23 protein-coding genes are annotated in these 18,419 nt (G+C 30.1%); 7 read left to right on the top strand and 16 right to left on the bottom strand.

Annotated features, from left to right (window positions below; all coding sequences use genetic code 11):
* Window positions 1-124: 124 nt before the first annotated feature.
* The 7 genes from Q361_RS00325 to Q361_RS00295 all read right to left on the bottom strand — a co-directional run bounded on the left by Q361_RS00325 (window position 125) and on the right by Q361_RS00295 (window position 6,511).
* Window positions 125-988, bottom strand: a complete 864-nt coding sequence (locus tag Q361_RS00325) for a carboxypeptidase-like regulatory domain-containing protein (protein ID WP_103724715.1) — start codon at window positions 986-988, stop codon at window positions 125-127.
* A gap of 101 nt (window positions 989-1,089) precedes the next feature.
* A complete protein-coding gene (locus Q361_RS00320) occupies window positions 1,090-1,965 on the bottom strand; it encodes a hypothetical protein (RefSeq protein ID WP_146046959.1) in 876 nt (291 codons plus the stop codon).
* Entirely contained in the window at window positions 1,958-3,019 is a 1,062-nt protein-coding gene (locus tag Q361_RS00315; protein ID WP_103724713.1) for an RNA polymerase sigma factor, read from the bottom strand. Before Q361_RS00315 ends, Q361_RS00320 begins: the two co-directional genes overlap by 8 nt.
* A gap of 27 nt (window positions 3,020-3,046) precedes the next feature.
* Window positions 3,047-4,090: a hypothetical protein gene (locus Q361_RS00310; RefSeq protein ID WP_103724712.1), complete on the bottom strand. Its 1,044-nt coding sequence runs from the start codon at window positions 4,088-4,090 to the stop codon at window positions 3,047-3,049.
* A 107-nt stretch (window positions 4,091-4,197) separates the two neighbouring features.
* Complete coding sequence (locus tag Q361_RS00305; RefSeq protein WP_103724711.1) at window positions 4,198-5,679, bottom strand: GH3 auxin-responsive promoter family protein; 1,482 nt, start codon at window positions 5,677-5,679, stop codon at window positions 4,198-4,200.
* Complete coding sequence (locus tag Q361_RS00300) at window positions 5,670-6,017, bottom strand: SdpI family protein (protein WP_103724710.1); 348 nt, start codon at window positions 6,015-6,017, stop codon at window positions 5,670-5,672. Before Q361_RS00300 ends, Q361_RS00305 begins: the two co-directional genes overlap by 10 nt.
* A 2-nt stretch (window positions 6,018-6,019) precedes the next feature.
* Window positions 6,020-6,511, bottom strand: a complete 492-nt coding sequence (locus Q361_RS00295; RefSeq protein ID WP_103724709.1) for a peptidase — start codon at window positions 6,509-6,511, stop codon at window positions 6,020-6,022.
* Window positions 6,512-6,617: 106 nt separating this feature from the next.
* On the opposite strand from Q361_RS00295, the gene tatA reads away from it, so the two are divergent.
* From tatA to Q361_RS00275, 4 genes are all read left to right on the top strand, one after another.
* Entirely contained in the window at window positions 6,618-6,794 is a 177-nt protein-coding gene (tatA, locus tag Q361_RS00290) for a twin-arginine translocase TatA/TatE family subunit (protein WP_103724708.1), read from the top strand.
* A 141-nt stretch (window positions 6,795-6,935) separates the two neighbouring features.
* Window positions 6,936-7,205 carry a DUF2089 family protein gene (locus tag Q361_RS00285; RefSeq protein WP_103724707.1) on the top strand — a complete coding sequence of 90 codons (270 nt, stop codon included), beginning with the start codon at window positions 6,936-6,938 and terminating at the stop codon, window positions 7,203-7,205.
* A 3-nt stretch (window positions 7,206-7,208) separates the two neighbouring features.
* Window positions 7,209-7,790 carry a YIP1 family protein gene (locus Q361_RS00280; RefSeq protein ID WP_103724706.1) on the top strand — a complete coding sequence of 194 codons (582 nt, stop codon included), beginning with the start codon at window positions 7,209-7,211 and terminating at the stop codon, window positions 7,788-7,790.
* Between the two features lie 35 nt (window positions 7,791-7,825).
* Complete coding sequence (locus Q361_RS00275; RefSeq protein WP_103724705.1) at window positions 7,826-9,202, top strand: alpha/beta hydrolase family protein; 1,377 nt, start codon at window positions 7,826-7,828, stop codon at window positions 9,200-9,202.
* A 27-nt stretch (window positions 9,203-9,229) separates the two neighbouring features.
* Here Q361_RS00275 and Q361_RS00270 read toward each other — a convergent pair whose 3' ends face one another.
* The 3 genes from Q361_RS00270 to Q361_RS00260 form a co-directional block, all read right to left on the bottom strand.
* Window positions 9,230-9,922 (bottom strand): S24 family peptidase, encoded by a 693-nt coding sequence (locus Q361_RS00270; RefSeq protein WP_103724704.1) that lies wholly within the window; start codon window positions 9,920-9,922, stop codon window positions 9,230-9,232.
* Between the two features lie 377 nt (window positions 9,923-10,299).
* Window positions 10,300-10,695, bottom strand: a complete 396-nt coding sequence (rnpA, locus tag Q361_RS00265; RefSeq protein ID WP_103724703.1) for a ribonuclease P protein component — start codon at window positions 10,693-10,695, stop codon at window positions 10,300-10,302.
* Window positions 10,695-11,108: a hypothetical protein gene (locus Q361_RS00260; RefSeq protein ID WP_146046958.1), complete on the bottom strand. Its 414-nt coding sequence runs from the start codon at window positions 11,106-11,108 to the stop codon at window positions 10,695-10,697. The genes rnpA and Q361_RS00260 overlap by 1 nt, the downstream gene beginning before the upstream one ends.
* 210 nt (window positions 11,109-11,318) lie before the next feature.
* Here Q361_RS00260 and Q361_RS00255 point away from each other — a divergent pair, with 210 nt between their 5' ends.
* The gene (locus tag Q361_RS00255; protein ID WP_103724701.1) at window positions 11,319-11,675 is read left to right on the top strand and encodes a bleomycin resistance protein; all 357 of its coding nucleotides are present in this window, start codon (window positions 11,319-11,321) and stop codon (window positions 11,673-11,675) included.
* Between the two features lie 5 nt (window positions 11,676-11,680).
* Here the strand turns inward: Q361_RS00255 and Q361_RS00250 are convergent, their stop codons facing one another.
* The 4 genes from Q361_RS00250 to Q361_RS00235 all read right to left on the bottom strand — a co-directional run bounded on the left by Q361_RS00250 (window position 11,681) and on the right by Q361_RS00235 (window position 15,050).
* The gene (locus Q361_RS00250) at window positions 11,681-12,535 is read right to left on the bottom strand and encodes an ABC transporter permease (protein WP_103724700.1); all 855 of its coding nucleotides are present in this window, start codon (window positions 12,533-12,535) and stop codon (window positions 11,681-11,683) included.
* A 2-nt stretch (window positions 12,536-12,537) separates the two neighbouring features.
* Window positions 12,538-13,431 carry an ABC transporter ATP-binding protein gene (locus Q361_RS00245; RefSeq protein ID WP_103724699.1) on the bottom strand — a complete coding sequence of 298 codons (894 nt, stop codon included), beginning with the start codon at window positions 13,429-13,431 and terminating at the stop codon, window positions 12,538-12,540.
* A 95-nt stretch (window positions 13,432-13,526) separates the two neighbouring features.
* On the bottom strand, window positions 13,527-14,564 hold the full coding sequence (locus Q361_RS00240) for a patatin-like phospholipase family protein (protein ID WP_103724698.1): 1,038 nt from the start codon (window positions 14,562-14,564) through the stop codon (window positions 13,527-13,529).
* Between the two features lie 9 nt (window positions 14,565-14,573).
* Window positions 14,574-15,050, bottom strand: coding sequence for a M15 family metallopeptidase (locus Q361_RS00235; protein ID WP_103724697.1), 477 nt, complete (start codon window positions 15,048-15,050; stop codon window positions 14,574-14,576).
* 169 nt (window positions 15,051-15,219) lie between these two features.
* On the opposite strand from Q361_RS00235, the gene purD reads away from it, so the two are divergent.
* Window positions 15,220-16,494: a phosphoribosylamine--glycine ligase gene (gene purD, locus Q361_RS00230; protein ID WP_103724696.1), complete on the top strand. Its 1,275-nt coding sequence runs from the start codon at window positions 15,220-15,222 to the stop codon at window positions 16,492-16,494.
* Here the strand turns inward: purD and Q361_RS00225 are convergent.
* Window positions 16,486-16,716, bottom strand: a complete 231-nt coding sequence (locus tag Q361_RS00225; RefSeq protein WP_103724695.1) for a DUF6341 family protein — start codon at window positions 16,714-16,716, stop codon at window positions 16,486-16,488. The genes purD and Q361_RS00225 overlap by 9 nt on opposite strands.
* A gap of 47 nt (window positions 16,717-16,763) precedes the next feature.
* Between Q361_RS00225 and Q361_RS00220 the strand changes: the two genes are divergently transcribed.
* Window positions 16,764-17,693: a DUF6427 family protein gene (locus Q361_RS00220; protein ID WP_103724694.1), complete on the top strand. Its 930-nt coding sequence runs from the start codon at window positions 16,764-16,766 to the stop codon at window positions 17,691-17,693.
* Here the strand turns inward: Q361_RS00220 and upp are convergent.
* Window positions 17,688-18,341 carry a uracil phosphoribosyltransferase gene (upp, locus tag Q361_RS00215; protein ID WP_103724693.1) on the bottom strand — a complete coding sequence of 218 codons (654 nt, stop codon included), beginning with the start codon at window positions 18,339-18,341 and terminating at the stop codon, window positions 17,688-17,690. The genes Q361_RS00220 and upp overlap by 6 nt on opposite strands.
* Window positions 18,342-18,419: the final 78 nt, after the last annotated feature.

Genomic DNA, 18,419 nt, shown 5'->3' with positions numbered 1-18,419 from the left:
TTATTTTTTCTAACGTGCAAAAATAATGATTTTAAGCTCAATAAATACTGTAAACTAATGAATATGCCATTTATTGCTTAGTAAAGAGTTATTTTATTTGTTTTGAAATTAAAATTTATAGCGTTTAATTGCTTAAAAAAATGGTTATAGCGGGTTCAAAATAGGGTTTTACAACCATTTTGTTTTCGTTGTTTTTTTCTTCTATTTTTTGCCAAGCCCCACCATAATAGGTAAATATGCCACTTAGTTCTATTCTGTTGTACAACATGAACGGGTAGTATATTTTTTGAATTTTTACCGTGTTTGTATTTTGGTCGATTATGGTTTTTTCAACTTTGTTTTTATCAATAAATAATTTTTCAAAAGCTACAAAAAGACCTTTTTTAGGAAATATTAAATTATAGTCTGATACATCAATAACGTTTCTATAAATTCCTTTTTTGGGTTTTACTATAATGTCTTTTTGTAATAAATCTGAAGCAGGAAGTCCGTTTTCGTCTACACTATACAATCTCATTTTTACAATTGCAGAGTCTATTTGACTATCGGTATACACAGTAATTTTTTTAATAAACCTCGTTTTTTTATACTTTGTTAAGTATGGAAAAAATTTGGCGTCTATTTTTGGACCATTATCAAATGCCTGACGAATACTGTTTTTATAATCGCCAATTTCTATTGTTTTTGTTTGAAGTTTGTTTAAAATAACAACATCTTGCAATGTGTGATTTTTTGGCTGCATAAATACATTCATTTCTTTGGTAATGGAGACCTTTTTTTTATGGTATCCTACTGCCGAAAATACCAAGTTTCCCGTTTGGGTGTTTATGCTGAATTTACCCTCTTCGTCTGAAGTTGTTCCTTTGGCTTGATTTTCTAAAGAAATGGTTACATACGGTATAGGTTTGCCCGAAACACTATCTTTTACCACGCCTTTAACTTGAGCAAACGACATTACAGATATAAATAGAAGTAGAATGTTTTTCATCTTTTTTAAAGATTATTGTTTATTTATAAGGATATCCCCATGATTTTATCAAAGATAATTTCATTAAAGAAATATATGTAAAAAATTCGTTATTTTTCTAACTAATGCGTTATAAAATTGTAATAGAATCCAAGAGTTAGTTGGTTGGAAAAAAATTGTAAATATTCTACAGACTTTAGACCATTTGTTGGGTTATCTCCATTAAATCTAGAAAGCGTTATTTTTGACTTTAAGGCTATACAAATTCTTTTTGACAAATCATATTCTAAACCATAATTAAAGTCGAGATAATCTTGTTTTAAATCATACTTTTTTTCTTGAATTGTTGTTAATTCTGTATTGTTTGGATAAGAAAAGAAATTAAATTCTGTTTGTTTTTTAGTGTAAGAAAAACCTAGTAACGGTTTTATTTTACCTAGTTTATAATAGAAATTTATTGGTAGACATATTTGTTGAGTTTTTATGTCTTGAGGTATGTAATACATAACTTCGTTTGGAGTAATAAAGTAGCCATCAAAAGATTTTGACTCACTTGAGCTAAATACTTTTGAAAACGATAATTCTAAATGTATAAAAAGTTTATTGTTATAAATATTTTTTCTAGTAAAAATGCCAATTCCGCCACCTATACTTTGAATTTCTGATTGTTTTGAAAATAAATATTGTACAGAAACTCCAAATTTATCTATTTGAAAATAATGGTTTTTTTTTGGTGTTTTTTTGAGCGGTTTTAAAAGATTTTTTAAAACAAGAGTAGTATCTGCAATAGGTAGCATTGCCGCTTGTTTTATTGGTAAAGAATTGTTTTTGACGATAATGCTGTCTAAAATAGAGCTCTTTGTAAGAGTAGTGTCGTTTTTTGGTCTTTTTTTGTAAACAACAACTTTTTCACGAACATAAATGGTGTCAACCTTTTTTTTTGTTTGTGAAAAAGAGAAAAAAGAAATTAGTAATAAGGTTAGTAGTAATTTATTCATAAACATACACTGTATCAACAATTTTTTTAACTACAACATTATTTCTTTTCCGTTTTTTACTCTTTGCTGATTCATTTAATATGCTGGTTTCTAGTTTTATATTAGATTCTGGTTTTGATTTTTTTTCTAAATTAGATTGGTTAAGAGAATCGTTTTCTGTGATTAAAAAAGTGTTTTTTAGAGTGCCTTTTTCAATAGAATTTATTTTGTTTTTTTCTTTTTGAGCCTTACTTAAATCAATCTCTATAGTAACATTGTTTTTTGAAGTAAAAAAGTATAAAATTCCTAAAAAAATAAGAATTATAGAAAACAAAGAAAGTATAAAGTTTTGTAAAGTTACTCTAAAAATAAAGCCTTTTGTAGCTTTTACAGGCAAATTATTTATTCTAATTATTTCGGCTATATCAAATGGTTTTACAGGTTTTGTTTGAAATGATGAAAAACTAGCAGCATATAGAGAATCTACATAAAGGCTAATAAAGAAAAACCAGAAAAATAGTTTTTTTCTATCTTTTTTCTGCTCTTTTTCAGATGCTTTTAGGAATAATAGTTCTTGTATTTTTTTTCTTGCTCTCAATAGATGTGATTTGGATGTATTGGTAGTAATATTAAGTGTTTTACTTATTTTGCTGTGAGAGAAATTATCAACAACATACATATTAAAAACTATTCTATGATGTTCAGGAATAGATGCCACTACCTCAAGAAGTTCTTCTTGGGTAAAATCTGTGTTTATTATCTTACTCTTACTATTGGTAACCAAATTCATATCTATAGTTTCTGGAATAGTATCTGGAATTTCAATTTCTGAAATAAAAACACCTTTTTTATTTTTTCTTAAATAAATTAAAGAGGTGTTAATCATAATGGTTTTGAGCCAGCCTTCAAAAGAGCCAAATCCAGAAAAAGTATGCTGTTTTTGCATTGCAGTAATAAAACCCTCATGCATTAGGTCTTCAGCAAGCGACATGTCATCAACATACCGCTTGCAAACCCATAACATTTTTTTTGAATGTTTATTATAAATTTCAGTCCAATTTATACTTCCAAACATTTAATTTATTATTCATTTATAATCTATTTATTCTGTAACAAACATAGAAGTAAAACCATAGCCTATTCCCGCTGCGCCAAAATCTGGGTTAATACTAAATACATTGTTTATCAATGTAGTACCATGATTTTCTCGGGTACCAAAAGGTAACGGGTTTGGTGATACCAAGTTCGATTCTATACCTACAGCAAAAATATTATTGTTACTCACATACATAGAGGTAAAAGCCCCATGTTCAACATTTTTTTCCGTTACACTATTTCCGTTTTTCCAAACAACCGATTTATTTGGTACTCCTTGAGCATCAATTTTGTCACCACATAAATAGATATCACCGTTTGATATATAAATATCATGCACTTCAGCATTACTAGCTATTAAGGTTTCTATTACCCCATTTTTTATTAAATAAGCATTACTATTAAAAATAGATGATGAACCATCTCTTTCATTCACAGATAAGTAAACATCGTTGTTATTTACAGCAATACTTACTTCGCCAACATATCCACAAGAATAGGTATGATTAGAGTTTATAGTTGTTATATTTCCGTTTTTCCAATAAGCAATGGTATAATTAGAACTTCCTGTAGGATAATTACAACCAGCAATATATACATCGTTATTTTTAATTTCAATATCATATGCTACACCTGTATAATTGGGATCATTGTTTAAATAGGTTAAAATACCATTTTTCCAATAAGCAGGATGATTGTCTTTTTGCCCTACAATATAAACATCGTTGTCTTTTACAAACATTTTATACGCATGGTCGCCAGATGTACTGGATAAGAGAGTAAACATTCCGTTTTTTGAATAAGCTGCTATATTATCTTTATTTCCACAAGTATAAACATCATTTCCAGAAACAAACACATCAAAAGGCAGATAATTTGTGCCAAGACTTGTGTATGCACCATCTTTATTGATAAATCCTTCTGAATTACCATTTGCACCTACTGCATATATATGTGCTGTTGAAGGATTGTTTAGTTGATTTTCTACATCTGAGGTTTCACAACTTACAAATGCAAGAAAGGTAAGTGATAGTAAAAATAATTTTTTCATAATAAATAAGATTTGATTAAATAACCAAAACTATTTTGGTTTGAACCTAAGATGCAATTAGTAAAAAAAGTTGCAGTAAAAAACTCAACTTTTTTTAAATAATTTTTTTACAACAGTTTGTCTGCAATTTTTCTATCGTTGCTTAGTCTTGGTAATTTGTTTTGTCCGCCAAGTTTGCCTATAGATTGCATATATTTTTGAAATCCATTTTTTGAAACCTTTGTAATAATTAATGTTCGTAAAACATTCCCCGAAATTAAATCATCGTAATATACATTTTGTTTACGCATAGCTTGATCTATCTGTAACGCAAATTCTTGTAAATCGGCTGGTTCATTTTCAAATTCTATAAACCATTCATGATAAGGCAAACCGTTTTTTGGGTTAATTTGCGGAGCTACTGTAAATTCGTTTATACTGATATTGGTTCCCGTAATAGCTTGCTTTATAGCTTCTTCTACTTCTTTGCCAATAACATGCTCTCCAAATGCAGAAATGTAGTGTTTTAATCTACCCGAAACAATTACGCGGTAAGGTTGTAAACTAGTAAACTCAACAGTATCGCCAATATTGTATGCCCAAAGTCCGGCATTGGTAGAGATAATCAAGGCATAGTTTACCCCCAATTCTACTTCGCCAATAGTGTATCTTTTAGGGTTTTGAGTATAAAATTCATCTGCTTTTACAAATTCATAAAAAATACCTGAATTTAATAACAATAACATTCCTTTTTCTTTTTGAGAATCTTGGTAGGCAAAAAAACCTTCAGATGCAGGAAAAAGCTCTATTGCATCTACTTTTCTTCCCATAAGATTTTCAAATTTTGCACGATAAGGCTCGTAGTTTACACCGCCATATATAAAAAGATTAAAATTTTTGAAGATTTCGCCTATAGGTTTATTTCCTTTTTGATGTAGTTTTTCAAAATACATTTGCACCCACGAGGGTATACCCGAAATTACAGTCATGTTTTCAGAGAAAGTTTCTTCAACAATGGCATCAACTTTGGTTTCCCAATCATCAATAGAGTTGGTTTCCCAACTTGGCAAACGATTTTTTTGCAGATATTTAGGCACATAATGCGCTACAATTCCAGATAAACGCCCTAGTTTAATGCCATTTTTTTCTTCTAGCTTTGGACTTCCTTGTAAAAAAATCATTTTTCCATCAACAAAATCGGCGTTGCCCGTTTCGTGTATGTAACTCAAAATAGCGTTTCGAGCAGCTTTGATATGAAAAGGCATCGATTGTTTGGTAAGCGGAATATATTTTGCCCCAGAAGTTGTACCCGAAGTTTTTGCAAAATAAATGGGTTTACCAGGCCATAAAATGTTTTCTTTTCCTTTTGTAACTTCTTCTATATAAGGTTTTAAGTCTTCATAATCTCGAATAGGGACTTGCTTTGCAAAATCGGAATAGGTTTTTATTTTGTTAAATTGATGATCTTTTCCAAACTGCGTTTCTTTTGCTTGACGAATTAAATCTTGAAAAACTTTTTGTTGGGTTTCAACAGGCTTTTGTGTCCATTTTTGAGTTTCATTATAAATAGACTTAGCAAAAAGTTTGGCTATAAATGATTTTACTGACATGATTTTGTTTGTTCAAATTTTGAAAGTGCTTTTTCGGTAGTTATAAAAATATAGCCTACTGCTCCAAAAACAAGCGTTAGTCCCAATAGTAAATGAATGATTTCACTTTTAAAAAAGTAACCCAAAAAACTCAGTAAAATGAGCATTATACTAACCTCAAGCATTTTTATAGTGGAATATTTTTGAGAAAAATTCCAGTTTTCTATGTTTTTTTTAGACTTTGCTGTTCGGTATCCGTAGAGATCATTTATTTTTTTTGGTGGAAAAAGATAGGAGATTAAAGCAGCAATTAAAAAACATATACCTACTACTAATGAAATTTCAAAAAAAGGAAGCATATTTATTTCTTTTTGGTTTTTTCTACGATCTCTACTTCTTTTCGTAATTCTAGCTCGGCTTTTGTGGCATCAAGTTGTAACTCAGGTAATGTATCTACTCGTATTGCCATGATAGAATCTTTGTTTACTTTGGCATATTCTAGTTTGCCATTGAGCACTTTTTTTATAGACTCTAGGTATAGTTCGTTTTTTTTAATCGCAAATTTTAAAGAATCCGATTTTAATGCTAATTCTGTAGCCTCTCGTTTTAATTTTGTAGAAGTATAACCAGGAATGTATTCCCTAAGCGGAGTAAAAGCAATGATAAATGTAGTAACAAATATGATTAAAATTGCGCCTAAAGTAGCAAAAACAAAAACATTCATCAATGTAAGTTTTAACGAGAAAACTTCTTCAAAAGTATCATCATTTACAATTACCAATCGGTTTTTGGTAAATAAATGCCTTTTAAGTAAATCTTTTTTAAAAAACTCTTTAATTTTTTGCCACTTCATACTACAAATATATGATAGTTTTATGATAAAATTTTAGTTGTGAAATCTTTTTATTTATACCTTTGCTTCGTTAAACCATTAACAGCGAAAGCTTAAATTATATATCATGGGAAGACTTGGTGGTTCAGAATGGATTCTAATAATAATTGTAGTATTATTACTTTTTGGAGGAAAAAAAATTCCAGAATTGATGAAAGGCTTAGGTAGCGGCATCAATGAATTTAAAAAAGCTTCAAAAGGAGAAGAAGAAAATTCCAACAAAAACAACGAAACAAAAGAGTAATTTTACATTACTCTTTTTTTGTACCCTCTTATCTTAATTTATTAAATACCTTTTTCAATTTATCTATATTAAATACTTTAAAATTTTGTTTAATTAAAATATTTTTTAATTTTGTTAAAAATTATTTTAATTTTATTCAAAATGAAACTTCCTATTGTTTGTCCAAGTTGCGAAAACACGTTGCAAGTAAGTCAGATGAAATGCAACGATTGCCAAACAGAGATTAATGGTAATTACAATTTACCCTTATTTTTTAAATTAAATAGAGAAGAGCAAGACTTTATTCTCGATTTTTTTCTTTCAAGCGGTAGCATTAAAGAAATGGCTAAGCAGGCAGGAAATTCTTATCCTACTATGCGCAACAAAATGGACGATTTAATTGAAAAAATTAATCAACTTAAAAACGTATAAGGTATGAACTGGAAATTAATTTTTAATCCGTTTGAACAAATTTCTGAAAGAAAATTAATGCAGACAGGTGTTTTGTTTGCTTTATTGGCTGGTATTTATGCCTATTATTTTGGTGTGGTTTATGACGGTGTTTTGGATATTCATCTTTTTGAAAACGCATCTTCTTTGGTGCTTTTGTTTTCCAATGTTATTATTGTTGTATGTATGAGCCTTGTTTTATACATTTTTGGGAAATACATCAACACAAAAACACGATTTATAGATGTACTAACCGCAGTGTTATGGTTTAGAATACCCTTTTATGTTTCTGCAACGCTAACAACTTTGCCTGTATTTGCAGAGATTGAACACCAATTAAAAAATTCGAAAAACATTCAAAACATACAATTTGACACGTTTACAATTGTATTGTTGTTGTTTGTAACATTTGTGTTTTTGTTGGCTTTAGTTTATGCGTTTGTACTACTTATAAATGGCTTTAAAACAGCAACAAACATCAAAAAAGCAAAACATTTTGTTTGGTTTACAGTTCTTATTTTACTTTTAGAAATACTAACAAAGTTTATCATAAATACAATGGTTTAATTTTTTTAAATACTACTAACTCAAATTTTATATATATGAAAAGAAATTTAATTTTAATGTTTTTTCTGGCAATTTTTTGTCAGCTAAATGCTCAAAACATTGTTGGTGAATGGTCTGGAGAACTCGATATACAAGGAACAAAGCTTCCTCTTGTTTTTCGTATTTCTAAAACAGATAAAGGGTTTACTACCACTATAGATAGCCCTATGCAAGGCGTTAAAGATATCCCTACAGATCAAACAGATTTTAGCAACAACCAGCTTACAATTGTTGCCTCAAAAATGATGATGGAGTACAAAGGAGTTTTAGAAAACAATGCTATACAAGGAACATTTACTCAGGGAGGAATGAGTTTGCCTCTAAACTTACAAGCAGGTACTGGTGCCGTAAAAATGAATCGTCCACAACAACCTAAGGCTCCTTTTGATTATATGATAGAAGACGTGTCGTTTGTAAATCCAAAAGATAAAAACACTTTGGCCGGTACTTTTACTTACCCGAAAAACAAAAAAGATTTTCCAGTAGTAGTGCTTATCACAGGCTCGGGCGCTCAAAATCGAGATAGTGAACTATTTGGTCATAAAGCTTTTTGGGTTATTGCCGATGATTTTGCAAAAAAAGGCATAGGAGTATTGCGTTTGGACGATAGAGGCACAGGCAGTTCTAGCAAAGGTTCAATGCACGATACATCAGAAAATTTTGCTACAGACATAAGTACGGCAGTAGATTTTTTATTTCAAAAAGGATATAAAAATATTGGGTTAGCAGGTCATAGCGAAGGAGGAATGATAGCGCCAATTACAGCTTTAATGAACCAAAAGGTTAAGTTTTTGATTTCTATGGCCGGCCCAGGGATACCTATAGATGAGTTGATGGTATTGCAAACCCAAGCGGTGTTAAAATCGCAAGGCGCTACAGAGGAAGAAGTACAAAGAACATCTGAAAACAATCGTAAACTTTATTCGTTTGTAAAAAACTATAAAGGAGCAAACTTAGAAAATGATACGAAGCAGTTTTTAATTAAGGAGTTTACCAACGCAAATCCAGATAAAAAAATAGATTCTGAAATAGAAGAACAAATAAACAGCCAAGTATTTCAAATTACATATCCTTGGTTCGTGTATTTTTTAAAATACAATCCAGACACAAATTGGTCTAAAATAAAAATTCCTGTATTGGCTATAAACGGTGATAAAGATATTCAGGTGCTGGCAAAAGAAAACTTAGACGGAATAAAAAAATCGTTAGATAAAGCGCAAAACAAAAAGGTTACCATAAAAACATTTGAAGATTTAAATCATTTATTACAAACTTGTAAAGTTTGTTCTGTAGAAGAATATGCAGAACTAGAAGAAACTATCTCCCCCAATGTTTTACAAACTATAAGCGATTGGATTTTAAGTTTAAAATAAAAAAAGGGAGTTCGTCTCCTTTTTTTATTACATCGAATTGACTCTTATACTCGCTTTTACAAGAGCAAGAGCCCTTATTTTATCGAGTTCGACATCTTTGTCTTGGTGGTGTTTATTTTGGCTTACCAAACGCACACAAGATTTATGTTCTGATTTTTGAATGTATTTTACGGTAACATATTCTTCACCACTTACATCAAGGCTTAGCAAATACATTTCTCCCCAAAAAATCTCATTAAGCACATCGTGCACTTCTTTATACAATACAATATCACCACTTTTTAAAAGCGGATACATACTATCACCAGTTACATAAACGGCCCCATCGCACTTTGGAAGTCTAGGTATAGAAATAAAATCTATAGGAGATTGCTTCCCTCCGCTTAATAGTGGAACAAGCCCAGCCACAGCTTCTATATCATACAATGGAATTTGCTGACTTTCTACGGCAACATCTGTTTTAAGGCGATAAGTTTCAATACTTCTATTGAGCAAGAAATCATTATTGGTACTAAGCATTTCTCCATTTCCTGTTAAAAGCCATTGAGGGTTAATGTCTGTATAAACATTCATAATCGTTTCGAGTACGTTACTACCAATGCTTTTTTTGTCTTTTACGGCTTTGGAAATACTACCACGACTTACATTTAAACTATTTTCAAAAGCATAATAGCTTATTTTCTTCTTTTCGATATATTCTCCTACTCTTTCAGATACCATATTAATCGTTATTTATGCAAAAATATGAAAAAAATCTAAGCTAAAACTATTAAGAAGTAATGAAAGTAGCACGTTTTTTAATTATCTATCACTTGTATACGAATGTTTTTTTCACTTGTAAAAACAATATTATTGAGAAATAATTGTGTGATATTTATTTCGTATGATTGATTTTTTCTAAGAAAATAATAAACCAAACATATTGGGACTTGATGTAATACTAATATTAAAGGGTTTTATTTTTAAAAAAAGTAGTCAATAGATTTTGGTTTTTATGTTTTGCTAGTAAAATGATTATCTGTAGTATACAAAAAACAATATGCTATTGAATCAGTAAAAAAAGATTAAAGTATCAAAATAAATATTTAGTTTGCAAACTATACAGATTCCTTTTTTTCTTCAATTTTCAATTCAGATTCAATGAATTTTGCAAACAAAAGTTGTGTTTTTTCAAAAATTTCTTGATACGTAAGTCGCTCTTTTGTTTGGTAAAAAAACATCATAGAATATGGCGCTTTTATATTTTGCTTTAGCAAATCTTGATTGAGCCTGTAACATTCGCGTAATACGCGTTTATAATAGTTTCTGTCTACCGCTTTTTTAAAGTATTTTTTTGAAACAGATACACCAAACTTTAACCCGCTTTCGCTATGAGTTTCTTTTATATAAACCAATCGCAAAGGATATTTTGAAACCGACTTTCCTTCTGTAAAAAGAGAGCCAATTGTTTTTGTGCTTTTTAATTTTTCCGATTTTGGGTAAGTAAAAGGCATTATATATAATCGGTAATGTTATACACCATTTTTAAATCATTATAAATAATGTAAAATTGCTTGCGGTTGTTTTCTTTTTTACGTGTAATAATCATTATATAGCATAATTCGCCCGTGTTATCTTCACATTCAAAACCGATAGTTTCATCATTTTCTGTGGTAACTTTTTCTAAATATTTGTTTATTTTAAAAAGCTGTAAATCTTTAGAATTTACAATAAAACGATCTTTTTTACCATCTAAAGTAATAATAATCTCGGCTTTTTTAAACTCTGTCCAAGTATTCCATTTTCCTTTTTCGTCTTTGTCCATAACACTCAAACTACTTGTTTTAAAGTGATATACTTGCGCATTTACTGAAAAGGAAAGTAAAAAACAACTTAAAATTAAATGTAAGTTTAACCAAAGTTTCATAGGCTAGATGTTTTATTTATTGATGTTTAGTATTACGTTTTGTGTCCAAACAAAGGCTTTTTTGTTTGCCACAAATGTTGAATTACAGAGTGTAAAACTACAAATTCTATTCCAAATTATTCATTTTACACCATATTTGTAGCCTCGTTTGTTTATGCTACATTTGTTTTTTACCTTTTGTAACCATCAATCATAAAATCAATAATAAATATGCTTACCAATATTCATCCTAAACTACCTATGCGTAATAAGCTAATTACTAAAGATTTTTATATAAACAAACTAGGTTTTAAACAAATTGAGGGTGCTGATTATGAAGGATATTTAATGCTTTGTAAAGATGCTGTTGAAATTCATTTTTTTGAACACAAAACATTAGATATTTTAACTAATTACGGTCAGGTTTATATTAGAACTAGCGCAATTGAAGTATATTACGATTTATTGATTAAAAATGGTGTTTCAATTCACCCTAATGGTAGTTTAGAAATAAAACCTTGGAAACAAAAAGAATTTTCAATATTAGATCCAGATTATAACTTGCTTACTTTTGGAGAAGCTATTTAAAAGCACTACCAATCTCTTTTTTTAAGTATCCAATAGCTAGCTAGTATAAATAATGTAGTCCAAAGCAATGAGGCTACTAGGTTAAAAGTAGGGTATTGAAAACTAAATTTACCGCCTAGCATTTCTGCAATTTGCAAGCGCATCATAGGGTTTGGAATAAGTCCTGAGGTAGATTCTAGTGGTAAAAATTTGCTCCACATAAATTCGTTTTGTACTTTTTCAACAAGTTCTTGGTTTGATATATTTGGATAATTAGAGTAAAAAACTTTCATTTCCAAAACATTAAATACTTGTTCTAAGAACCAAAGTGCAAAAATCCCTAAAAAAACAAACATCGATTTTCGTAACACTATTGACAAAAACATCAATAATGTAAAAAATGTAAAGAGTTTTATAAAATAATTCGGAATAAAATAAATTTCTTGAGTTACTAAGTTAAAAGATGTTTTTTCAGAATAATTGTATCCTAAATACAAAGAAACAAACAATACAAATAGTGTAGAAAAAGTAGTGAAAATTAGAATAGTAAGTAGTTTTGAAAATATAAATTCTTTTCTGCTTAGACCATCAATAGTGTTTTGTTTAAACATTCTATTTGTAAATTCTTGACAAATAGAAAATATAATAATACACCCTAAAAATATTTTAAATAGTCCTACAATCCACGTTGTAAAATTCCATATTTGCGGAAAATTATAAATGCCTTGTTCTTTTAAATTTATAGTAAAATTACCAATAGAAAAATCTACCAAACCTATAAAAAGCAAAGCAATCAAAACGGTAAAATAAATTACACTAAATATTTTAAATGGTTTATAACTAAGGTTTTTAAGCCATTCCAATTGTAATAAACGTATCATAGCTATTGTTTTTTAACAAGTTCTAAAAATTGAGATTCTAAACTTTCTTTTTTCTTTTGCAACATAGACAAATAAATGCCACTTTGTGCAAGTTTTTTGTTGAGTTCTGCGGCCGCAATATCATTTTCGATAGTAGCAATAACTACTTCGTTTTGGATGTGTATTTTTTTGAACAAATTCATGGTTTGTAATGCGTTTATCAAAGCATCATTGTTTTCGCATTTTAATTCAAAATAACCCATACTACTTGTCATTCCCTCTACACTGCCACAATATAAAGCATTACCGTTTTTAAGCACAATAACATGGCTACATACTTTTTCAATTTCGTCGAGCAAATGGCTTGCCACAATAATTGTAGTGCCTTTTTGAGCAATTTGTGCTATAAGTTCTCGTATTTGAATAATACCTTCGGGGTCTAAACCATTTGTGGGTTCGTCCAAAATAAGTACTTGGGGGTTATTTATCATTGCCGAGGCTATTGCCAAGCGCTGTTTCATTCCAAGAGAATAGGTTTTAAAAGCATCTTTTTTTCTTTCTAGCAAACCTACAAGAGTTAATACTTCATCTATTCTAGAATACGGAATTCCTTTTATTTTGGCTACAATTTTCAAGTTTTTCTCAGCACTCAAATAAGGGTAGAAATTGGGTTGCTCAATTATAGCGCCTATTTTTTTTAAGGTTTTGGGTGTAGTTCCTTTTTCGCCAAACCAGTACCATTCGCCAGAAGTTGGATTTATAGTAGATAAAAGCATTCCAAAAGTTGTAGATTTTCCACTTCCGTTAGGGCCTAATAATCCATATACGTTTCCTTTTTGTACTTCAAAAGAAATTTGATTTACAGCGACTCTTTTGAATTTTTTGGTAAGGTTTTTTACAATTAAAACTTTTTCCATAAAACAATGGTTTTGTATTATTTGTGCTAAAAAGGAGCAAGATGTTACAAAATCAACACATTAAATTTTAAAAGAGTGCTGTATCTGCGCTATATTTATTTATTAGCAATTAATTTTTTAGCTATTGTTGTAAGCATATTTTGATTTTTTTCTATATACTGAAATCCAGCTTGAATAAGGTTGTAGATATTTTTGGCAGAAGTGTTATCCATATCTGCTGAGGCATTGTATAGCGAAGGCATAAGCCTGTAATAGTTTTTAGAATTTCTAGCGCCTAGTGTTTCATACATTTTTTGCAGATGATAATCGACCGTTTCTACATTAGAAGAAAGTAGAATATCTATAAGTGGAGAAACCCATTTGATTTTTCCTGCATTTTCAAAATTTTTAAACGAATAGGGCTGAAGTACCATGCCTGTTCCTACAGAAACCATAAGAATGTCTTTTATTTTTGGATAGTCGGGTTTGTTGGAATTTTGTAATAATTTGGAGAATTTTAATTTTTGAGCTTCCGAATAGGCGCACAACGCCGGATTGTTAGCATAGACGCCCCCATCTATAAGCGTAAATTCTTGCCCATAGGTTGATTTAATTTGTGCTGGTTCAAAATAAGTAGGTGCCGCAGATGTAGCTCGACATACATCTTTAACATAAAAGTTTTGCAATGTTTCAACAGCATCATGGCTTGTAAAAAATTTCGCCTTTCTATTAAATATGTCATAAGAGGTAATTAAACTAGGTTTTATAAATTGTGATAGTTCTAAATTTCCAAACACTTCTTGTAATTGTTTTTCCAAATTACGTTGCGATATTTTTTCATTAAATAAACCAAAAGGATTTATTATTTTTTCCCACATAGAAACAGTGAAAATATCTTCGCCTTTATTGGCATATAGGTCTAAGGCTTCTTGTACAGAAAATTTTGCTTTCCCGTCTTGATTTGGAAAAAGTATTAAAGAAGCAATCAGCCCACCTGTACTGCTACCAGAAATCATATCAAAATAATCGCCTATTTTTGCGTTTGGATGATCTATTTTTTGCAATTGCTCTTCAATGTATTTTAGAATGACACAGGTAATTATACCTCTTATTCCACCTCCATCTAGGCTAAGTATTCTTATTTTGGTTTTCATTGGGCGTTATTATAAAATTACATAATTGTTTTCATCTCTTTTAAGTTTTGAAAGCTTTTGCCAACTATTGTATCCTCTTTTTTCAAAATGAGGAAGGTCTTTAAAAGTTTTCCAATTGCCGCCCCATTCCCAACCGTGTATTGCGAAAATTTTCACACATTCATACCAATCGGCAATTTGGTCGTTGTCCCAATCTTTTGCGGTATCCCAAGAAGCCGTATTTCCACCAATAATCAAGCATATATCTACTGCAAAGCCATAATTATGTATAGATTGTCCAGCTTTTGCGTTGGTGATTTTTTTACCTAGTTTTGTTCTTCCTTGTTGATACAAAACATCTTGTTCTTCAAAGGTTCGTAAGCTTTGTGTTATTCTCACTTGTGCTTTTCCTGTAAGTGAAGCATTGCAATTTTCAATTATTTTTTTCATTTCATTTCGTACAGAGGGATGTAGTTTCTCTATACGTTTAGTTGTAATAGCATCCATAATCTTGATTTTGTAATTTACACAACAAATATAATTGAAAATATTCATATAAACGAATTAAATAAAAGAAAATATTACACATAACATTCTTTAATTTTATTTTCTTAATGTATTATGGTGTTTCAAAAAATAGTTACTTTGCAATTCAAAACAACAACACAACAAACACATGAATATTCTACTATTAGGCTCTGGAGGACGAGAGCATGCTTTGGCTTGGAAACTTAGTCAATCTAAAAATATATCTAAACTTTTTGTAGCACCAGGAAATGCAGGAACAGCACTTATTGCCGAAAACGTATTGATTTCTACAACCGATTTTGTATCCATTAAAGAATTTTGTTTAAAAGCTTGTATTGATATGGTGGTGGTTGGCCCAGAAGACCCATTGGTGCTAGGTATATATGATTTTTTTAAAGAAGATAAAGAACTTTGTACTATTCCTGTACTTGGCCCTTCAAAATTAGGAGCTCAACTAGAAGGCAGTAAAGAATTTGCTAAAAAATTTCTCATAGAAAATAATATACCAACGGCACGTTATTCAAGTTTTACAAAAGAAACATTTTTACAAGGTAAAGCCTATTTGGAAACCCTTAATCCGCCTTATGTATTAAAAGCAGATGGTTTGGCGGCAGGAAAAGGTGTTTTAATACTAGATAACCTAGACGAAGCTAAAATAGAACTTGAAAAAATGCTTTTGGAATCAAAGTTTGGACAAGCAAGTTCAAAAGTTGTTATTGAAGAATTTTTAAGTGGTATAGAATTAAGTTGTTTTGTGCTAACCGACGGCAAAAATTATAAAATATTACCCACTGCCAAAGATTATAAAAGAATAGGTGAAGGCGATACCGGACTAAATACTGGCGGAATGGGAGCCATATCGCCTGTGCCATTTGCAGATGAGGTATTTATGAACAAAGTAGAAAAAAACATAGTAATTCCTACTGTTAATGGACTTAGAGAAGCCAATATAGAATACAAAGGTTTTATTTTTATAGGATTAATAAAAGTTGGTAATGAACCCTACGTAATAGAATACAATGTACGTATGGGGGATCCAGAAACAGAGGTGGTTATACCAAGAATAAAAACAGATTTACTAGATCTTTTTACGGCGGTTGCTCATCAAAATTTAGACAGTATAACTCTCGAAATAGAAACTAAGTTGGCTGCAACTGTCATGGTGGTTTCTGGAGGTTATCCAAATGAATACCAAAATAATATGTTGATTACAGGACTAGAAAGCATAGAAAACTCTATTGTTTTTCATGCAGGAACCAAAGCAAGTAATCAAGAAATTTTTACCAATGGAGGTAGAGTTTTGGCAGTAACTTCGTATGGAAATTCGATTGAAGAAGCTACAAAAAAATCTTATCAAAATATAGAAAAGCTACATTTTGATAAGATGTATTATAGAAAAGATATTGGGCTAGATTTACTTTAAAAAAGAATGAGCCGTAGTATCTTGATTGTCTTCTCCTGTAGAATTGAATAATTTTATTTGTTTAATCCAATATACAACCCAATAAGCACAAATTATTACGAATACCCAGTTTATAATGTTTGCACCCCACCAAGATTTAAGCTCTAACCATCTTAAACCATCAAGTGGAAGAAATAAAAAGTCAACAAAAAATGCTTGTATTGCTTCAAAAAGTGTTTTCATTTTTAAACAAATGTTATATTTACACCACAAATGTATAAAATATCCTGATGTTTACAAGTATTTTTAAAAAAACTACTCCTTTTAGTTATTCTTTAGTAGCATTATTTTTACTAGTTTGCTTTACTGTTAGCGTGGTTTTTTCAGAAAAAACTATTTTCATACTAAATCCTATTGCGCAAGATGCAATTGCGTTTTTATTACTTTTTGCAAGCACATTTGTGGTGAATTTTATCGCAAAAAGAAATATGCTTACCAAAGATAGCGCTTATGCTATATTGTTTTATTTCTTATTGCATCTTTTGTTTCCAAAAATTTTGCTTGATATTCAAATACTTTTGTCCAATTTTTTTATTTTGCTTGCTATACGACGCCTTATTTCTTTGCAATCGCTTCACGGAACAAAACAAAAAATATTTGATGCTACATTTTGGATATTGGTAGCAAGTTTGTTTCATTTTTGGACTATCCTTTTTATTTTATTGGTGTTTATCTCTATAATATTTCATGTTTCTAGAGATTACCGAAATTGGCTCGTGCCCGTATTTGCTGCTATTGCTTTTGGTAATTTGTTTTTGTTTGCCAATTTGGTTTTACATCAAAATTGGATAAATGAATATGTAAGTCGTGCTACAGTATGTTATTCTATAGATTATTTTGAAAATGATTACCAAAATATTGCCTTTTCAATATATGCAGTTCTTGTTTTTGTGTTTTTTCTATCTTCGTTTTTTTCGGTAACATCAAAACCAATAAATTTACAAACATCGCACAAAAAACTTATTCTTTCATTTCTTATTTCGATTGCTATTTTTGTGTTATCTGCCAATAAATCAAACAATTTATTAGTGTTTACTTTTTTCCCATTGGCGATTATGGCAACCAATTTTATAGAGTATTCGCAAAATAAAATAAATCAAGAATTAACAATAACACTCTTTTTATTATTGTCATTATTCTGCTTTATCACACAGTTATAACTTACTTCCGTAGGCTAAATCTCCAGCATCTCCTAAACCTGGTAAAATATAATTTTTTTCATTGAGTTTGTCGTCGAGTGCTGCTACCCATAAATGACAATTTTCGGGAAGATTTTTTTCTAAATATTCAATGCCTTCTGGAGCTGCTATTACTACAGCGATGTGTATTTCTTTGGGTTTTTGTTCTAAATGAAGTTTTTGCAATACCGCTACAATCGATTGACCTGTAGCCAACATAGGATCGATAAGTATCAAATTTTTATTTTCAAACGAAGGTGCAGCTTGATATTCTACTCTTATTTCAAAAGAGTCATCATGATTAAAATGGTATCTATACGCCGAAACAAAACCGTTTTCTGCATCGTCAAAAAAATTCATAAAGCCTTGATGAAGCGCCAATCCAGCCCTTAAAATAGAGCACAACACAACAGGTTCTGCAATAGTAGTGGTGTGTTTTATACCTAACGGCGTTCGTACATCTATGGCTTTATATTCTAAGGTTTTACTTAGTTCATAAGCCATGATTTCGCCAATGCGTTCGATGTTTTTTCTAAAACGCATACTGTCTTTTTGAATATGAATATCGCGAAGTTGCGTAAGAAAATGGTTTAAAATGCTATTTTGTTCTGAAATGTAGTGAATTTGCATACGAAAAGGTAAAGTTTCAAAATTGAAAATTAATGTTTAAAGATATAAAAAACTATCTTTGCAAAAAAGTTATCTATT

The sequence above is a fragment of the Flavobacterium croceum DSM 17960 genome, from assembly GCF_002917885.1.
GTDB classification, from domain to species: Bacteria; Bacteroidota; Bacteroidia; order Flavobacteriales; family Flavobacteriaceae; genus Flavobacterium; species Flavobacterium croceum.
Note: the sequence above shows the minus strand (reverse complement) of the source record. Positions and strands in the feature narration are given on the sequence as shown.

Excerpts from the sequence above, each read along its gene's own strand:
- Q361_RS00325 (WP_103724715.1), bottom strand. The coding sequence starts at position 988 with ATGAAAAACATTCTACTTCTATTTATATCTGTAATGTCGTTTGCTCAA.
- Q361_RS00320 (WP_146046959.1), bottom strand. The coding sequence starts at position 1,965 with ATGAATAAATTACTACTAACCTTATTACTAATTTCTTTTTTCTCTTTT.
- Q361_RS00315 (WP_103724713.1), bottom strand. The coding sequence starts at position 3,019 with ATGTTTGGAAGTATAAATTGGACTGAAATTTATAATAAACATTCAAAA.
- Q361_RS00310 (WP_103724712.1), bottom strand. The coding sequence starts at position 4,090 with ATGAAAAAATTATTTTTACTATCACTTACCTTTCTTGCATTTGTAAGT.
- Q361_RS00305 (WP_103724711.1), bottom strand. The coding sequence starts at position 5,679 with ATGTCAGTAAAATCATTTATAGCCAAACTTTTTGCTAAGTCTATTTAT.
- Q361_RS00300 (WP_103724710.1), bottom strand. The coding sequence starts at position 6,017 with ATGCTTCCTTTTTTTGAAATTTCATTAGTAGTAGGTATATGTTTTTTA.
- Q361_RS00295 (WP_103724709.1), bottom strand. The coding sequence starts at position 6,511 with ATGAAGTGGCAAAAAATTAAAGAGTTTTTTAAAAAAGATTTACTTAAA.
- tatA (WP_103724708.1), top strand. The coding sequence starts at position 6,618 with ATGGGAAGACTTGGTGGTTCAGAATGGATTCTAATAATAATTGTAGTA.
- Q361_RS00285 (WP_103724707.1), top strand. The coding sequence starts at position 6,936 with ATGAAACTTCCTATTGTTTGTCCAAGTTGCGAAAACACGTTGCAAGTA.
- Q361_RS00280 (WP_103724706.1), top strand. The coding sequence starts at position 7,209 with ATGAACTGGAAATTAATTTTTAATCCGTTTGAACAAATTTCTGAAAGA.
- Q361_RS00275 (WP_103724705.1), top strand. The coding sequence starts at position 7,826 with ATGAAAAGAAATTTAATTTTAATGTTTTTTCTGGCAATTTTTTGTCAG.
- Q361_RS00270 (WP_103724704.1), bottom strand. The coding sequence starts at position 9,922 with ATGGTATCTGAAAGAGTAGGAGAATATATCGAAAAGAAGAAAATAAGC.
- rnpA (WP_103724703.1), bottom strand. The coding sequence starts at position 10,695 with ATGCCTTTTACTTACCCAAAATCGGAAAAATTAAAAAGCACAAAAACA.
- Q361_RS00260 (WP_146046958.1), bottom strand. The coding sequence starts at position 11,108 with ATGAAACTTTGGTTAAACTTACATTTAATTTTAAGTTGTTTTTTACTT.
- Q361_RS00255 (WP_103724701.1), top strand. The coding sequence starts at position 11,319 with ATGCTTACCAATATTCATCCTAAACTACCTATGCGTAATAAGCTAATT.
- Q361_RS00250 (WP_103724700.1), bottom strand. The coding sequence starts at position 12,535 with ATGATACGTTTATTACAATTGGAATGGCTTAAAAACCTTAGTTATAAA.
- Q361_RS00245 (WP_103724699.1), bottom strand. The coding sequence starts at position 13,431 with ATGGAAAAAGTTTTAATTGTAAAAAACCTTACCAAAAAATTCAAAAGA.
- Q361_RS00240 (WP_103724698.1), bottom strand. The coding sequence starts at position 14,564 with ATGAAAACCAAAATAAGAATACTTAGCCTAGATGGAGGTGGAATAAGA.
- Q361_RS00235 (WP_103724697.1), bottom strand. The coding sequence starts at position 15,050 with ATGGATGCTATTACAACTAAACGTATAGAGAAACTACATCCCTCTGTA.
- purD (WP_103724696.1), top strand. The coding sequence starts at position 15,220 with ATGAATATTCTACTATTAGGCTCTGGAGGACGAGAGCATGCTTTGGCT.
- Q361_RS00225 (WP_103724695.1), bottom strand. The coding sequence starts at position 16,716 with ATGAAAACACTTTTTGAAGCAATACAAGCATTTTTTGTTGACTTTTTA.
- Q361_RS00220 (WP_103724694.1), top strand. The coding sequence starts at position 16,764 with ATGTTTACAAGTATTTTTAAAAAAACTACTCCTTTTAGTTATTCTTTA.
- upp (WP_103724693.1), bottom strand. The coding sequence starts at position 18,341 with ATGCAAATTCACTACATTTCAGAACAAAATAGCATTTTAAACCATTTT.